Source organism: Paenibacillus ferrarius (genome assembly GCF_002027705.1).
Classification (GTDB): Bacteria; Bacillota; Bacilli; order Paenibacillales; family NBRC-103111; genus Paenibacillus_E; species Paenibacillus_E ferrarius.
Genome location: NZ_MBTG01000008.1, coordinates 141,352 through 157,102 on the forward strand (window position 1 = coordinate 141,352; position 15,751 = coordinate 157,102).

The window sequence follows — 15,751 nt, forward strand, 5'->3', positions numbered from 1 at the left end:
TATATGATATATCGCAACGCGATGTAACGAGCCGTGACTGACCGACTGAAACTTCAATCAGTCTAGAAGGAGAAACGCCATGAATAAGGATAAGATTCAACGCAACTACTTGCCTATGTCAGAAACTGCCTATTATATTCTGCTCTCCCTCATAAAAACCCGCCACGGATATGGGATTATGCAGCATGTGGAAGAAATTACGAAAGGTAGAATCAAGCTAGGGCCAGGCACCTTGTACGGAAGTCTTTCGAAGATGGAAAAGGATACTTTGATTCATGTTATTGCCGAAGAAGATCGCCGAAAAGTGTACCAAATAACCGCTCTTGGCCGCAACATTTTGACACAAGAGATAGCAAGATTAAGTGAATTGTTTCATAATTCCAAATCTGTGGAGGATGACCAACATGGAGGACATTAAGAAAATAACGAAGATCTGGGCAAGCTGGGACAGTGACAAGATTGAGGATTGGCTGGAGAGCATGGAGGCTCAAGGCTGGCAGCTTGTGAAGATCAAATATCACGGCTACCGGATGCATTTTAAGAAGGGTGTTCCCCGAAAAGTAAGGTATTGTGTAGATTTTCAAGGTAAGAAAGATAAAGCCTATGAAGCCCTTTGCCTAGAAGCAGGCTGGAAATGCGAGTTATCCGCCAATGGCTGGTATATATGGAGCATGCCTTATACGACGGAGCGCCCTGCGATTTATACGGATGTAGATTCTCTCATCGATCGAAATAAAAGACAGATTGCCACTCTCTCTGTAGCTATGACTGCTCAAATTCCGATATTTATCATTACCTTAAATAACCCTATTATTCATTATACCTTTATCTTGTATGCCCTTTTATTCGGACTACTCTTCTATGGCATTGTTCAATTGAACAAAACGAATCGGAAATTGCGTGATCGCAGCGAGCATGTGAAATAGAACGAGGATTTGTGATCCTCGTTCTGTTGTGGAACAACCTGCACGTTTTTTACAAAGCTGCTGGTCCCTTTCCACCTTCCACCTCTGTCAAGTATTTAGCCGGTCCAGCTGATTCTGCGTCAAACGAATGTTCAGTGAACCCAAATTCTCCTGCAATTGCTCCGGATTACTTGCCGCAATAAGCGGAATGACCATAGGCGATTTTTGCAGCATCCATGCTAGAACAATCTGGTTCACAGTTCCCTCCGTCTCGCTTGCCACTTCTTTCAGAACCTGTAGTTTACTTATTGCCTGGGGCCCTTGGTATTGAGCAGGGAGAAGCGCCTCACTTCGTGTATATGCCCCATTCAGCAATGGGGAGTAGGCAAGCAGTGAAACATCCTGCGTGCTTTGGCAATAGCTTAACAACTCTTCATCCACACTAACCTGTACGCCAAAATCTGCAGCCGAATTCGGACGAATGTACGTATACCGTTGTTGAATGCAAGAATAGGCAGCCCAGTTATGAGCTTGGCTAATGCGCCTTGCTTCTTGCAAACGAGACAATCGGTGATTGCTGCAACCAAGCGCCCGAACCTTACCTGCTCGTACGAGGCGGTCCATAGCCTCTAGCGTTTCTTCCAGCGGCGTCTCTCCATCATCAATATGGCTGTAATATAAATCAATATAATCCGTTCCCAGCCGCAACAGACTTTCATCTAGCGCTTTTTCAATCGCTTTTGCGCCTAAGCCTTCCATATGCTCAAATCCTCCGCCAGGAAAAGAAGGCTTTGCTCCCACTTTGGTCGCCACAAACATACGGTCTCGATTGCCGCGTTCCTTCATCCATTGGCCAAGCAGCTTTTCACTCTCTCCACCTTGGCAGCCTTCGTTCCAGAAAGCATAGTTATTCGACGTGTCCAAAGAAGTTCCGCCAGCATCCTGATATTGATCCAGCAAACGATACGATGTAGATTTATCTGTTCGTGATCCAAAGTTTAGACATCCCAGCACGATTGCACTTACTTTCAAGCCTGTCATTCCTAACGGCAGCTGAAGCATGGAACCAACCTCCTCCAATATATCTCCTAGTCGTCCAAGTGAGGCTGCTGATCCTCCCAAGCTCTGTAATAGGTGATCTTATCCCGCAGTACGCTCAGAGTATCCTGCAGCTCCTTGACCTGAACAAGCAGCTTTTGTTCATGTTCTTCCAGCAATTGTCTTCGTTGTCCAATCCCTCGATCCCCTTGGCGCATCATCTCCGCAAAACGCTGCATATCGGCGATCGGCATGCCGGTCGTGCGCAAATGCATCAACAGGTTGATCCATTCAAGGTCATGAGATTGATAGGAACGATGACCATTCGCTGCGCGGCAAATAGGTTCCATTAAGCCAACCTTTTCATAATAACGCAGCGTATGTGCACTAAGTCCCGTTTTTGCCGCCACCTGCTGAATCGTTAATTCCATTTCAATCATGAAGAGGCCCCCTCACTATTATCACTTACTTTATATGTTAGAGCGCACTCGAAGTCAATAAGAAGATTTCTTGGCTGGACTCGAGGTTTTTTTCTTCAAAAACCAAATAGAACCTATGAGCTGCCGTTTCATCAAGAAACTAGCAAGCCTATAGGCTCTTCCAATTGCATTCATAAATTGCTTTGAAATCCTGATCTATTCATCGTGCTATAGCGGATTCCGGCATCCAAGGTGGCAATAAACATCATATTGTTCCAGATCAGAAAGTCCGTCACAGAAGCCTGTATCCCCATGGAGCGAAGCCAAATACTGCCTGATACTTTATAAATGCCAGTATTGGCGCAAGCATACACATCCCCCTGATGGGTGACTAAACGATGAATAAATTTCCCTTCAAACCATACCTGTTGAAAACCGCCTTTTTTATTTCCGATAACCAGACCGCCATCGTCTGTTGTCCCTAGCAGCAATTGATTATATACTGCCAAGCTCGTAACAGGCTGATCGATAGGAATCGCCAACCATTCGCTCATAAACACATCATAGTAAGCGATCCCATCCTCGTAGCCAAGGAATAGAAAATTGGGCGTGACCAGCAGATCAAAGGTGTTCTTTCCCGGATAAGCAACCGAAATCCAGTTCCCATCACTTCCACACTTTAGCCCGCTTTCGGTTAAAACAAACCGATCTCCCCAACTTACCGTCCGGTAGCAGGGTTCACGCATGGCTGTAGACTGCCACACGTCATCTTCCAAACGGAAGTGGCCCTGATTCGTAGAAGCAAATAATTGCGCGTCTACCCAATCCAGCCTCAAAATTAAAATGCCTTCAGGCAACCCCTGGGAAATGCTTTCCCAAGAGCGCAGGGCGGTGTATTGATACACGCCCGACCCCCACGTTCCAGCGAATAAAATGCCGTCGTTCGAAGCAGCTAAGGTTGAAAAGCGAAGCGGCAGCATATCATTGGTAGAATGCCATAACTGATTTGAATCCATGAAGCTCCTCCTACTTGTTACATGATAATGCGTCCGGAACTAGCTGCGGGTGAACAGCACGAGCAAGATCTGCTTTCCATATAGACCTCTTTCACAAGTCGGAGATAATCCATGGATTGGCTCAGATTGTAATCCCTTGCAGCTAGGCTTTGCCTTTCGCCGCTCATTAATCGACAAATGTACAGTTGTTCCGGAAGCTGCCCGAATGCTTCATAGCAGAAAATGACGGACATATGGGTAAATAACTCCAACGCCGCTTGGCACGGATTCATCACATATTTATGGATATGGAAGGAACGTTCGGAAGGCTCCATCACTTGAATGATCATGGACAGCCTAATATCCAGCTCCTTGACATAGACGTTCATATTCTCGAACAACATCAGCGGTGTTTCCAAACTGTTCGTGTCTGACAGAAAGCCAAAGAGATGCGCTGTCACGATGCGCTTGACATCCCGATAAAACTCCGGCGAGCTGAACACATGCACTTTGTTCGTCCATCGACGTTCAAACAGTTCGTTTAGCTTCTGCTGTGTTCGCAGCTTGGCAGGCAGCGAATACCATTCATTAATGACGTGATATGCGGCATATTGAGTGAGCTGCTGCCAGTCTGCTTCCTGCGTAGAAGTGTGGCTGAGCTGCGAATGGCTGGCGTGCAGCCAGCTTTCGAGTTGATAATCGGCAAGCAGCGGCGCGGTTGCAAAATTCTCTTCTCCATGTAAGTTCATCATGAATTCTCGAATTCCCGGGGCTACACGCCGAGTGCTTGCACGAATTGTTGACCGAATTGTCGACAAATTTCCTTGTCATCCTTCGATGGAGACAATTCTACCTTCAATCCTTCCAGCGTCACTTCCGAGCCCAGCTCTTTCAGCTTCGTAATCAACGTATCAACCGCAGCCCCATATTCGGAATAGGAAGAATCACATGATCCGAAAACCGCTGACTTTTTCCCGTCTAATTGGATATCATCCATCTCATCGTAAAAATCGAGGAAATCATCGGCCAAATCTCCATCCCCCCACGTATAAGAGCCTAGAATAATGCCGTCATAGCCTGTAATCTCAGCAGCACTGGTATCAATAACATTCTTCACAACAGGCTCGATGCCCGCCTCTTTCACACCTTCAGCGATTGCCTCCGCCATCTCCTCGGTGTTTCCGGTCATGCTTGCAAATACGATAATTACTTTACTCATCTTATTTCCCCCTATTAGTTATCATTTCAGTTTCTTTCAATAGCAACTCATCCGCTTGTAATACACATAATGTTAGAAGTTCATGTTCATTTTTGCTATGTAATGGCTTTTGCGTATCCTTCCGCTGCTCTTTTCGAGCAGAGCCCTTTTTTTTCACAAGTTCATACAGAAGGCCCATGTTGCAAAACTCTCCCCTCTAGCCGAAATTATATTGAGAATGATTTTCATTTGCATTTAACACTTTGAATGATAACTATTCTCAGTAAATATGTCAATATGCTGGCCTTATTTTTCTTCAAAAACTTTAAATTTTTTCACAATTTCTTGAAAATCCCCTTGCGATCACCTTAAGCTCCACGTTTCTCAGCGTATTCAGTTATCCTTGGCGGACTCGGAACGCTACTGGTTCAAAAGCCTGCAATAGTGCAGGCTTATCAGACAAAATCGCCTTAAAAAAGAAAAAACCTGCGAATATGCAGGAATTTCAAGTGTTTTTTTCCTAAAATCAACTTTCGGACTGAAAAAGATGCATTATCGCAGGAATTTGCGCTTGCTGGCCATTTCTAGCCGCAAAAAGATGCACAATTGCAGGAATTCACGCTCAACGGCTGCTTTAAGACACAAAAATGTACAACGGGAGGCTCCCACGATCCCCTCAAATTCACGCATTCCCCCTACAGAGGTTCTCTTTCCTTACAAATTATTTCATTTAAACTTAACCATTCCTTTACAGGCATATTCTAAGCGCGGTATATTTAGACAGAAGGGAGATCGGTACGATGGGCATGAAAATTACTACTTTGAGTGCGCTTGCCGAGCCCAACCGCTTACACATTGTCGAGCTCTTACGTGACGGCCCGCTTACCGTGGGTGAAATAGCCGAACGACTTGGGCTGGCACAGCCGCAAGTCTCCAAACATCTTCGTGTATTAAGTGATTGCGGTTTCGTTGAAGTGCATCCGAGCGCCAATCGGCGTATTTATAAACTGCGGCCTCAGCCGCTCATCGAAATGAGTGACTGGCTGGAATCTTTCCGCCGCATGTGGGAAGAAAGATTTGATCGTCTGGACGATTACTTGGCCCAACTGCAAAAGAAAGACAAAGAAGGACCGGGAAGCTAAGCAAGAAGGCTAGCCGCCCGGTCCATTTGGGAACGCATGAAAGATTCGACTCAATTGATGATCCCAGGCCTCGTTAATTTCACATGTACATGGGGATCTATTTGAATTGTCGGATACACAGAATCCCAATCCAGTGTTTTCCAATAATCGTGATGAAAGGCGATCAATTGTCTGCCAATTCCCAAAGCATCACAGTTCATCAGCTGAAGCTTTTGAACGACTTTGACCGCTTCTTCTGTCATCTCAGCGGAAATAAGCTCGTTTAGGTTTCTAACATTCTTTTCATCCGACAAATGATTCTGAGGAAATTCCTCCACTTGTGCTTGCATATTCACTTGAATATCAACATGGACTTGATGATTAAGGACAGTAAGCTTCATGTGACTTTTGGATTTATACACTTGCAAGGTTATAAGGCTCCCGAGAGCCTTATTTTTTTTGGTTTTCAGGCTAAATGTAGCGGTTTTTCCCATTTGTCCAGCCAACAATAAGTAAATCGGCGACTCGCTATCGGATAAGAATCCAGCAAGCGACTGGTTGCTAAAGAGCGCGACTCCTTTCACAACACCTCCAGAATACCCAGGCCCCATATAAGGAATTACAATATCTTGCCCAGGATCATGAATAAGCTTTAATACCGATTGCAAATTAACAACTGGAACAATTGTCGCTTTCTCAGCACTGATCACTTGCCTGTCTAAGTTAACGATCAAATTCGGTTTATGTTTATGCACACGGGTCAAGAAATCCTTAGCTTCCCCTTCGATAATTGCAATTTTCGCGCTTAAGGCACTTTTGGGATCTCGATGAAAGACGTCTAAAATAGTAACCAGCTTATTTTTGGCCATTTTCTCACCAATAGCGACCAAACGGTTCTTCGAAGTATCCGGTACCCTCGTTAGCTGCTTAGCAAGATTACCTCTCGTTTCTCTCGCTGTATAACCATCTGCATGCATCAAACGAGGCAGGCTTTTTTTATCAACCACGACAAAAGTCGTCCTCATATTCGTATTGGGCCCCTCATCCAAACCCGTGTCTAGAATGAGTCTTACATCTTTTAGCAGCGTTTGATCCCAGCACCCCGTTAAGCCGACAATTGCTAGGATCCCGATGAAAACCTTATGCCAAATCCTCATTCTACCACCGTCTTCATTTTTCTATGCTTCCAAGATGATATCGCAAATAAGAGAATCGGCAATCCATAAATCATAATTAAGGTAACTCTCGAAAACCATGCATTGAGCTTTTCAATGAGCAAGAAATCGCTGGGCACCACAACAAGCAGCCAACAAATGATAACTACGAGTAGAGTTACCAAAGAGGGTTGTTTCACCTGAAATAGTTTCTGGATACTCGTAGCCGCGAAATAGACATAGTTCACAATAGATGTCATAACAACTGTTATCCAAAAAGACAAAAAGATGAGGTCGGTACGTTCAAAAAATCGAAAGGAAACGGCTTTGAGCATATAAAGAACAGGCTCCGGCACGATATCAAGCTCTTCAGGACTAAAAAATATAAAACATGCGATGACGATAAGCAAATAAAACAAGGTCACGATTGAATAGGATAACATCATCGTTTTGAGTATGGTTCGCTCCCCTGATTGAATCAGAGGATATACAACGAACATCAGCTCAAAACCAGCCATAGCAATTGCCGCATTCTCTACCCCTTTGATGATATCCCAGCTTCCCGCTATGCCGATAGGCAGCAGATACAGCATGTTCCCTTTGAATAATGGAAATAAGATTAAGCCCATTAAAATAACTAAAATACTCGACATGAGCACTTCGAAACGTGCAATCATTCGCAAGCTTTCTTTGGCTAAATAATAGGTCGTAAACATCATTAAGGTCATGATGATCCATCTGGGTGTCGTCGGGAAAATCCAAGAAGAAATGATTTTGGTATAATTCAAAAGCACAATGCTCGCTAAGGCCGTGAAATATGCGATGAATAATAGGCTGATAACCATTCCGATGGATTTCCCCACCAGCTTGGGCAAAATTTCGATGAGGGTCAGCTCTGGGTATTTCCTGCAGATTAGCCAAATTAGAACGATAACAAGTTGTGACGAAATGCCTGCCAAAATCAAAGAGATCCAGCCGTCGCCAGCTGATATCGTATGTAAACTATAAGGTAAAGTGAGCGCGCCTTCCCCGATAGCTGTTTGTATCGTAAAGAAGGCTAACTGTGTCGATGTGATCTTATTTTTTGCTTCTCCCATGTTTCACCGAGCCTCTCAAAAACAAATTCCTCCACTTTTTCTGAGGACGACTATCTCGTGGCCTCTCATTCATTTGCCAGATGGACGACCGAATAAAGGAATCTTTCAGCCCCTTCCAATTCAGCGGTGACAGTGGATAGAAGTAAGGCACTCCAAGTACTTCCAGCTTGCACATATGAATCAGAAGGATGGATAAACCAAATACGATTCCAAGAAAACCAAAGGATGCAGATAGAATCATGATCGGAAATCGGAGGATTCGCAGTGTTTCACGAAACTCATAGGAAGGTACAACAAAAGAGGATATCGCTGTAAGTGCCACAACAACAATCATAATATTAGAAACAAGTCCCACTCTGACAATCGCATCTCCAATCACCAATCCCCCAACAACACCTATGGTTTGACCAACAGCCGAGTGCAGCCGCAGCCCCGCTTCTCTAATCAGCTCCACGGTTAACTCCATCAACATCGCTTCCATAATGGGGGGAAAGGGAATATCCAGCACTGCATTCTGCATAGGCAGCACCAATTCATTGGGAATCGTCTCAAAATGAAAACTAACAACCGCGATGTAGACGGCCGGCAGTGTAATGGCAATAAAAAAGCTGGAGACTCTCAGCAACCGAAAAAAGCTGCCATTGAGAATACGCAGATTGTAATCATCCGGCGATTGATAAAAAGCGAAGAAGCTGACTGGAAGAATGATCGCATTCGAGGAACCGTCTGCCAGCAAAGCAATACGCCCCTCCATCAGGTTCGCGGATACGCGGTCAACTCTTTCTGTACTTAGCACTTGCGGAAAAGGGGAATACGGCGCGTCCTCGATGAATTGTTCCACAATTCCTACCGAGGAAATATAGTCGACGCGTATCTCTGCAATTCGCTTCTCAATCTCCGCCACAATATCCTGGTTCGCAAGCTGATCCATGTAGACTATCGCCAATTTGGTATCGGCTTCCAGACCCACATGGACATAACGTATGGCTAATTGCTTGGATGTTACTTTTTTGCGAATTAAGTGCAAATTCACATCCAAACGTTCAATAAATCCTTCGTGAGAATTGCCTAATACTTTCTCATTGACTGGCTCTGTGATGCTTCTCTGAAAGCTAGAAGGAGTATGAAAGAGATACAGATCGGAGTCATCGTCGACATAAATAACGCAAAACCCTCTTAATAACGCATCAACGGCTTGCTCCAGCAGACAGGTGACCTGCATTTGTCCTAAGCCAATCGTTTGCAAAAACTGTCCCTGTTTGGTGTGATTTAGAGGTGTCAACACCCCATCTTGGATCATTTCTTCGCTTACTAAAGTTGCTAAATACACAATATCAATCGGTTTTTGATTCCAAATTAACGTATGTATAATGAAATCATTGGCACTTGCAAATTCCGCCTGAAAGTAGGTCCTAACATCTTGTATGGAATGATGCATGCCCTCACCTGCCGATTCTTAGTACTCCCAGTAAAAGGTATTGTACCCGTTGCTTGATACATGTTATACATCTTTTATTTAACAAAAGAATAGCCCTCACCCGTTCGAAAGGGTAAGGGCTGTTCATAGACTCTTCGATCAATACCCCAATTGTAAACCCTTTCCCAAGGAAATTACAGGAAACTATAACATTTTCGACACGATTCGTCGAAATAAGATAAGAATAAACATATCCAAACAAAGGGAAAACATGACCCCTTACAAAAAAAGAGAGACTTCGGAGGCTATGCATAATGAAACTCACGCTTTACAAGAAACTATTTTTTAGCTTTGTAATTGTTCTACTTCTCCTGTCCGCAATTACTATGACGTCCATCAGCAAGATGACCTCTATGGGAGAAACAGCCAAGCAAACTACGAAAACCGGCTTACCCCAAGTCATCCTGCTTGCTAATTTGAATCATGATCTGAAAAATCTGGATGATCTTATGCTGCGCATACAGCTTAATATGCAAAATAATACATCGCTGAGCGAGTCCAGCTTAGCAGGCGGCTCAACAGAAGACAGCACCACCCCATCGAAGAAAGCACAAACCTTGTTTGAGGAGATCCAACAAAAGGTTACACGCCTTGATGCTATCCCGCAAAATGAGAAAGATGCCCAACTGCTCAAAGTGTTTAAAGATCAGTGGGCGCAATATGTCAATGGCTTTCCAGCAACGCTTGCTGCGGCAGAAAAGCACGGCATCGAGGGGATGAGACTTATTCAGCAGTCCGATTCGAGTCTCGGCGGCTGCAGTATCCTAATTGAAATGTTCACCAAAAAAATACAAGAACAGACGGACGAGTGGGCTACGAATCTAGATAATTCCTATCAAACGGGCATCACTTGGATTATCACTCTGAGCGTATTAGCTATCATTGTTGGCTTAGCTATTTCATTCTTGATTGCAAGACATGTCTCTAAACCGATTATTGCGATGAGCGCTGCCGCCAAACGCATTTCGTCAGGCGATCTTTCCGTTCACGATATCTCTCTTCAACGACAAGACGAGATCGGCGAACTAAGTATTTCGTTTACTCAAATGACTGAGCATATGAGAGATATGATCCATACCATAAACGGGCACGCGCAAAGCGTCTCCTCATCGGCGGAACAGTTGAAATCCAGCTCCATCGACATGCAGGAAGTATCGCAGCAAATTACAATTACCGTGAAAGAAGTTGCCAGCGGCGCTGACCAACAAACACTCACAATGGAAGAAACCTCACGTTCCATGGAGGAAGTAGGCTCCGGCATTTATCGGATGGCAGAGAATGCTTCCTCCATCGCGGAATCCGTTGAATTTACCAAACAGCAGGCCGAAGCTGGCGGAACGTACGTACAGAACACAGTGCACCAAATGGAGTCTATTCACCAATCCGTTCATCAAACAGATCAAGTCATGACTTTGCTTGAAACTAAATCACAAGAGATCGGTCAAATCTTAGGAGCCATTCAAGATATTTCCCAACAAACGAATCTTCTAGCACTGAACGCAGCTATTGAAGCAGCAAGAGCTGGCGAGCAGGGGCGCGGCTTCGCAGTCGTCGCTGCCGAAGTTCGCAAGCTGGCCGAACAATCCAGCAAATTCTCTGGAGAAATCTCTACGCTTCTCGGTGAAATTCAAGATACTATTCATGATTCCGGCGATGCTCTTGGCCATGTCAAAAACGAAGTACAAACCGGTATTCTGCTCGTTCAGAAAACAGAGCAAAACTTCGGAGAAATTTTACAATCCACTTCTCTCGTAGCTTCACAAATCCAAGAGATGGCTGCAACCACCCAACAAATGTCGGCAGGTGCTCAGGAAATTACGGCTTCGGTGCAGCAGGTTGCATCCATTGCCCAAAAAACAGCAGCCTCCTCCCAAGATGTCTCCCTTTCTGCTGTTAATCAGCTCGAAACAACGGGAGAAGTCAGAGTCGCCGCGCAATCTCTCTCGGCTATGGCGGATGAGCTGCAGGAGATCTTGGCTCGTTTCCGTATCGCCTAACAGAAATAATAAAGTGGTTAAACAGGGTTCACTCTGTTTAACCACTTTTTTGATCCTAAAGATCGTTTTTCAGCCGCCCTTGGGATGTTAAGATTTAATTCACCATCAAATGCCTCAACCGAATGTACGTGAAACGCTGTTAATACAGCAAAAATTGAAATCATGGACACTAGTTTTTTCAAGTTTTCCCCCGCTATAATATAGATACTTATCTCTGATACGCCCATTATTATCCCTAAAAAAGGAGATTCTACTGTCATTGAAAGAAGGTAATCGTATGCAGCCCTCACCTCCTAAGCTTCCACTAACGCCTGAAGAAAAGCAGCATTTAAAAGCTTCCAAAGTAAAGCTTAATGACATTGCTCTTATGGAGCTATCCGAGCTCGCATTTTATTTGCAAGCCTCCTTAGAAAGGGCTCAATATCTGCGAGGGTTGGCGCAATTCCAATCCGTTCCATCCATTGGTCCAAAGGTGTCTGAGCGTGTTGTGCAGATGGGTTTCTACTCCCTTGATGACATCAAACATACACGTGGTGAGGAATTAATTAACCGTTGGGAACAGCATTGCGGCTATTGGGAGGATCCGTGTTTAGAGGATTCTTTCCGCTGTATGGTCCATTATGCCAATCATCCAACTAGTGAAAGAACTTGGTTTGATTTTACGGACGAGCGTAAACACTATCGTGAGCAAAATGGATATCCGGCTACTCGGCCTACTGTTTCATGGCAAGACATCTTCAAGAAAACTCGTTAACGGAGATATAGCGTAATCTAGTTTTTATGTGTCTATAGGAATTGCTTGGTTTTCTTTTCAATATTCCTTGACAGGAATATTCCTTTTGGAGTATATTTAAATTGTTAGTACGGTACGATTCAAAAAGAACGAGGCCATAACGATGGATATAACAACCTTTAGCGCACTTGCAGAACCTAATCGTTTGCGTATTGTGGAGCTCCTGCTTGACGGTCCCCTGATGGTAGGAGAGATCACGGAACGGCTTCAGCTCCAGCAGCCGCAAGTATCGAAGCATCTGCGAGTTCTCCTGGATGCCGGACTCGTCGAGGTGCAGGCTGAGGCTAATCGCCGGAACTACAAGCTCCGATTGGACCCCTTTCAAGAATTGGATGCTTGGCTCGAAACCTATCGGACTGTCTGGGAGGAGCGTTTCGAAGCTCTAGAACGATACTTGCAGAAACTGAAGGCAAAAGAAAACAAGAAAAACTAAATTTTAGGAGGAATGTAGAATGTCGAGCAAAATGATTAGCAAAGTAGAAGGTCAAGAACTTATATTAGAGCGGGTTTTCAATGCACCGCAGGCACTTGTTTTCAAAGCTTTCTCTGAAGCTGAGCACCTGAAGCAATGGTGGGGACCTCGCGGCTGGGAAGTCACCGTATGCACCGTAGATTTTCGCCCAGGCGGCATTTGGCATTACTGCATGAAATGTATGGATAAAAATCAAGGCGATTTCTATGGATTTGAATCATGGGGAAAAGCTGTCTACGAAGAGATTGTCGAGGCAGAGAAAATCGTTTATGTGGATTACTTCTCAGATGCTGAAGGCAATGAAGCAGATGGCTTGCCCTCCTCTCATATTACTATGACGTTCGTAGAGCAAGACGGCCAAACCAAACTTATTAGCCGTGCAAGATACGCTTCAGTTGAAGCACTCAAAACCGTTATGGAAATGGGCATGGAGCAAGGAATCACAGAAACTTGGGATCGCCTCTCCGAGTACCTGCAAGTTATTTAAGCTGCTATGTTTTAGAAAAGCCGTCCGGCCTACAGCCGGCGGCTTTATTTCATTTGCAAGTCAAAATTAGCTGCCTCAAGAGCTTCCTAGTGTGCATTTTTTCATTTCTTGCTTACTAAATTTGAGAAACCATAAAAAAATGAGTAAACTATAGATAGTGAAGGAGGCGAGTCTTAATGACCGATTTGACAACGAGTATGGAAATAGGAATCAGTACATTTTTGGAAACAACACCGGATCCGGTGACAGGAATAATCATGAGCCACGCTGAACGACTGCGCAATGCGGTTGAGGAAATCGTGCTGGCCGATCAGGTTGGTCTGGATGTCTATGGTATTGGCGAGCACCATCGAGCTGATTACGCCGGCACCTCACCTGCCGTTGTATTAGCCGCTGCCGCTGCTATGACCAAGCGAATCCGGCTTACCAGTGCCGTTACCGTGCTGTCCTCCGACGATCCGGTACGTGTGTATCAAGCATTCTCAACGCTGGACGGCATCTCGAACGGGAGAGCCGAAATTATGGCCGGCCGTGGTTCGTTTATCGAATCTTTCCCGCTTTTTGGGCACAGCCTAGAAGATTATGACGAATTGTTTGAAGAGAACTTGGAACTGCTGCTGGCGATCAGAGCCTCCGAGAAAGTGACATGGCGTGGCGGACATCGTCCTGCCATCCATAACCTTGGCGTATACCCCCGTTCCGTGCAAAGCCCACTGCCCGTATGGATTGCAAGCGGCGGGAATGCTCAGTCCGCTGTTCGAGCGGGCATGCTTGGACTTCCGATCGCCTTCGCGATCATCGGCGGAATGCCGGAGAGTTTTGCTCCATTAGTCGCACTCTACAAAGAAGCTGCGGCAAAGGCCGGGCACGATCCAAGCAAGCTGCCCATTGCGACGCATTCCCACGGTTTCATTGGGGAGACAACACAGCAGGCTGCGGATCTCTTCTTCCCATCAACGCAGGCCCAGATGAATGTCATCGGACGCGAACGAGGCTGGGGGCAAAGTTACAACCGTGCAACCTATGATACTGCGCGCAGCCTTCGAGGCGCTCTCTACGTGGGCGATCCAGAATATGTGGCCGAAAAAATTCTCCTGCTGCGCAAAAATTTGGGCGTTACTCGTTTCTTCCTGCATGTCAATGTCGGCACAATGCCCCATCGTGAAGTTTTACGCGCTATCGAGCTGCTAGGCACCAAAGTTGCTCCGATTGTACGTAAGGAACTAGCCCGATAGTTGCTTACCTCTGCTGAGTCTGCGTTTTTCGCCGGCTCAGGTCCGATTTCCTAGGGTTTCGGCTTCTTCCGGCTTGAGACTGCCTTTTCGGCAGGCTCAGCGCGGGTTTGCAGCTTCTCTGCGTCTGAGACTGCGTTTTTCGCTGGCTCAGGTCCGCTTTGCTGGAGGTTGCGGCTTTTTCCGGCTTGAGACTGCCTTTTCGGCAGGCTCAGCGGGGGTTTGCAGCTTTCCTGCGTCTGAGACTGCGTTTTTCGCCGGCTCAGCAGACACATGTCACTCTAGTAGGCTGCGACACCCACGCGATCAATGATTTCTTGGATAAATGCGGGCTCATCCGCCGGTGTGCGAGACGTGATCAAATTGCCGTCTACAACGACTTCCTTATCGACAAAAGTGCCCCCCGCCTCACGCACTTCGTCCGCGATACCGGGATAGGAAGTCAACGTCCTGCCTTGCAGCAGACCCGCTTTTGCGAGGATTTGAGGGCCATGGCAGATTGCTGCGATCGTCGTACCTGCCTGATCAGCCTTTTGCACGAATGACCGCACATGTTCATTCTCGAGCAATACGGACGGTGACTTCCCTCCTGGGATCACAATTGCCACATAATCCCCAGCGTCCGCTTCTTCTGCAGCTAGATGCGAGGTATAGGAGATTGTACCTTTTTTCCCGTTCAGTACTGCGCCTTTGTCCAGACTGATGATCACGACCTCGTTGCCATTTTGCGTTAAAGCCTCATAGGGGTTTTTCATCTCAGAGTCTTCATAGCCATCTGCCAATAGAAACGCAACCTTCTTAACCATCTGCTTCATCGGGGTCCACTCCTCTTTTAAATGATTACAAGCCTTCTCTATGCCTTACCCTTATTGCCTGAATTAGTAACATTCATTCACTTGTTAAGCGGACATTTCAGCCTTGGAAGATTCTGATTGTCCATTTTGGGTTAATAATCATGTAAGAGGAGGTGTCCATCATGAACAAGGATTCAACTTACAATCCGGATGAGCCGAAAAAGAACCCGGAAATCCCCCCAAAGGTCATCCCTGAAATAAAGCCGGAGATAACACCCGAGATTCAGCCCAAACAAATACCGGAAATAACACCGGAGCAGCCTACTGAAGTGAACCCTGCGATCACACCAGAAGTACCGGTAATTCCGAAAGATCAATGAGAAAACCACTATCGAGGTCATTTAAAAGAGGAGCGACCGCGTTGCGCGTTGTGAGGAAGCTTGTATCGTCACGTTTTCAACCGAAACGGATACTTTCACTTGTGGCAAACGCAAAAAAGGGGCTGCCTCCGCAGTCCCTTTTTTGTTAGATCTATGTTTTAACCTTCTTTCGGGGATCAAAAGAGATTTCAT

At 45.6% G+C, this 15,751-nt stretch carries 19 protein-coding genes; 9 read left to right on the top strand and 10 right to left on the bottom strand.

Annotation, left to right across the window (positions count from 1 at the left end):
• Positions 1-79 precede the first annotated feature (79 nt).
• Both BC351_RS10210 and BC351_RS10215 read left to right on the top strand, forming a co-directional pair.
• Positions 80-418: a PadR family transcriptional regulator gene (locus BC351_RS10210; protein ID WP_079411422.1), complete on the top strand. Its 339-nt coding sequence runs from the start codon at positions 80-82 to the stop codon at positions 416-418.
• Positions 405-926: a DUF2812 domain-containing protein gene (locus BC351_RS10215; RefSeq protein WP_158082048.1), complete on the top strand. Its 522-nt coding sequence runs from the start codon at positions 405-407 to the stop codon at positions 924-926. The genes BC351_RS10210 and BC351_RS10215 overlap by 14 nt, the downstream gene beginning before the upstream one ends.
• Positions 927-1,013: 87 nt before the next feature.
• Here BC351_RS10215 and BC351_RS10220 read toward each other — a convergent pair whose 3' ends face one another.
• The 5 genes from BC351_RS10220 to BC351_RS10240 form a co-directional block, all read right to left on the bottom strand.
• Entirely contained in the window at positions 1,014-1,967 is a 954-nt protein-coding gene (locus BC351_RS10220) for an aldo/keto reductase (RefSeq protein ID WP_079411426.1), read from the bottom strand.
• A gap of 26 nt (positions 1,968-1,993) precedes the next feature.
• Entirely contained in the window at positions 1,994-2,383 is a 390-nt protein-coding gene (locus BC351_RS10225) for a MerR family transcriptional regulator (RefSeq protein WP_244208946.1), read from the bottom strand.
• A 170-nt stretch (positions 2,384-2,553) separates the two neighbouring features.
• A complete protein-coding gene (locus tag BC351_RS10230) occupies positions 2,554-3,378 on the bottom strand; it encodes a hypothetical protein (RefSeq protein WP_079411428.1) in 825 nt (274 codons plus the stop codon).
• Positions 3,379-3,395: 17 nt separating this feature from the next.
• Complete coding sequence (locus BC351_RS10235) at positions 3,396-4,109, bottom strand: hypothetical protein (RefSeq protein WP_079411430.1); 714 nt, start codon at positions 4,107-4,109, stop codon at positions 3,396-3,398.
• Between the two features lie 20 nt (positions 4,110-4,129).
• Entirely contained in the window at positions 4,130-4,576 is a 447-nt protein-coding gene (locus BC351_RS10240; RefSeq protein WP_079411432.1) for a flavodoxin, read from the bottom strand.
• A gap of 779 nt (positions 4,577-5,355) precedes the next feature.
• Here BC351_RS10240 and BC351_RS10245 point away from each other — a divergent pair.
• The gene (locus BC351_RS10245) at positions 5,356-5,697 is read left to right on the top strand and encodes an ArsR/SmtB family transcription factor (protein WP_079411434.1); all 342 of its coding nucleotides are present in this window, start codon (positions 5,356-5,358) and stop codon (positions 5,695-5,697) included.
• 50 nt (positions 5,698-5,747) lie between these two features.
• Here BC351_RS10245 and BC351_RS10250 read toward each other — a convergent pair whose 3' ends face one another.
• From BC351_RS10250 to BC351_RS10260, 3 genes are read right to left on the bottom strand one after another with little or no spacing between them, the layout of a single operon-like run.
• Positions 5,748-6,833 (bottom strand): Ger(x)C family spore germination protein, encoded by a 1,086-nt coding sequence (locus BC351_RS10250; protein ID WP_079411436.1) that lies wholly within the window; start codon positions 6,831-6,833, stop codon positions 5,748-5,750.
• Positions 6,830-7,927: a GerAB/ArcD/ProY family transporter gene (locus BC351_RS10255; RefSeq protein ID WP_079411438.1), complete on the bottom strand. Its 1,098-nt coding sequence runs from the start codon at positions 7,925-7,927 to the stop codon at positions 6,830-6,832. Before BC351_RS10255 ends, BC351_RS10250 begins: the two co-directional genes overlap by 4 nt.
• The gene (locus BC351_RS10260) at positions 7,908-9,365 is read right to left on the bottom strand and encodes a spore germination protein (RefSeq protein WP_079411440.1); all 1,458 of its coding nucleotides are present in this window, start codon (positions 9,363-9,365) and stop codon (positions 7,908-7,910) included. Before BC351_RS10260 ends, BC351_RS10255 begins: the two co-directional genes overlap by 20 nt.
• A 293-nt stretch (positions 9,366-9,658) precedes the next feature.
• Here BC351_RS10260 and BC351_RS10265 point away from each other — a divergent pair, with 293 nt between their 5' ends.
• Positions 9,659-11,401: a methyl-accepting chemotaxis protein gene (locus tag BC351_RS10265; RefSeq protein WP_079411442.1), complete on the top strand. Its 1,743-nt coding sequence runs from the start codon at positions 9,659-9,661 to the stop codon at positions 11,399-11,401.
• Between the two features lie 17 nt (positions 11,402-11,418).
• On the opposite strand, the gene BC351_RS10270 is transcribed toward BC351_RS10265, so the two are convergent.
• Positions 11,419-11,691 carry a hypothetical protein gene (locus BC351_RS10270; RefSeq protein WP_144028339.1) on the bottom strand — a complete coding sequence of 91 codons (273 nt, stop codon included), beginning with the start codon at positions 11,689-11,691 and terminating at the stop codon, positions 11,419-11,421.
• Between BC351_RS10270 and BC351_RS10275 the strand changes: the two genes are divergently transcribed.
• The 4 genes from BC351_RS10275 (at position 11,679) to BC351_RS10290 (ending at position 14,388) form a co-directional block, all read left to right on the top strand.
• Entirely contained in the window at positions 11,679-12,155 is a 477-nt protein-coding gene (locus tag BC351_RS10275; protein WP_079411639.1) for a helix-hairpin-helix domain-containing protein, read from the top strand. The two genes, BC351_RS10270 and BC351_RS10275, sit on opposite strands and share 13 nt — an antisense overlap.
• 142 nt (positions 12,156-12,297) lie before the next feature.
• Complete coding sequence (locus BC351_RS10280) at positions 12,298-12,627, top strand: ArsR/SmtB family transcription factor (protein WP_079411446.1); 330 nt, start codon at positions 12,298-12,300, stop codon at positions 12,625-12,627.
• 19 nt (positions 12,628-12,646) lie between these two features.
• Positions 12,647-13,153: an SRPBCC domain-containing protein gene (locus tag BC351_RS10285; RefSeq protein ID WP_079411448.1), complete on the top strand. Its 507-nt coding sequence runs from the start codon at positions 12,647-12,649 to the stop codon at positions 13,151-13,153.
• Positions 13,154-13,350: 197 nt separating this feature from the next.
• A complete protein-coding gene (locus tag BC351_RS10290) occupies positions 13,351-14,388 on the top strand; it encodes an LLM class flavin-dependent oxidoreductase (RefSeq protein WP_144028347.1) in 1,038 nt (345 codons plus the stop codon).
• Between the two features lie 278 nt (positions 14,389-14,666).
• Here the strand turns inward: BC351_RS10290 and BC351_RS10300 are convergent, their stop codons facing one another.
• Positions 14,667-15,200, bottom strand: a complete 534-nt coding sequence (locus tag BC351_RS10300; protein ID WP_079411454.1) for a type 1 glutamine amidotransferase domain-containing protein — start codon at positions 15,198-15,200, stop codon at positions 14,667-14,669.
• Positions 15,201-15,361: 161 nt separating this feature from the next.
• Here BC351_RS10300 and BC351_RS10305 point away from each other — a divergent pair, with 161 nt between their 5' ends.
• Positions 15,362-15,559 carry a hypothetical protein gene (locus tag BC351_RS10305; protein WP_079411456.1) on the top strand — a complete coding sequence of 66 codons (198 nt, stop codon included), beginning with the start codon at positions 15,362-15,364 and terminating at the stop codon, positions 15,557-15,559.
• Positions 15,560-15,751 lie beyond the last annotated feature (192 nt).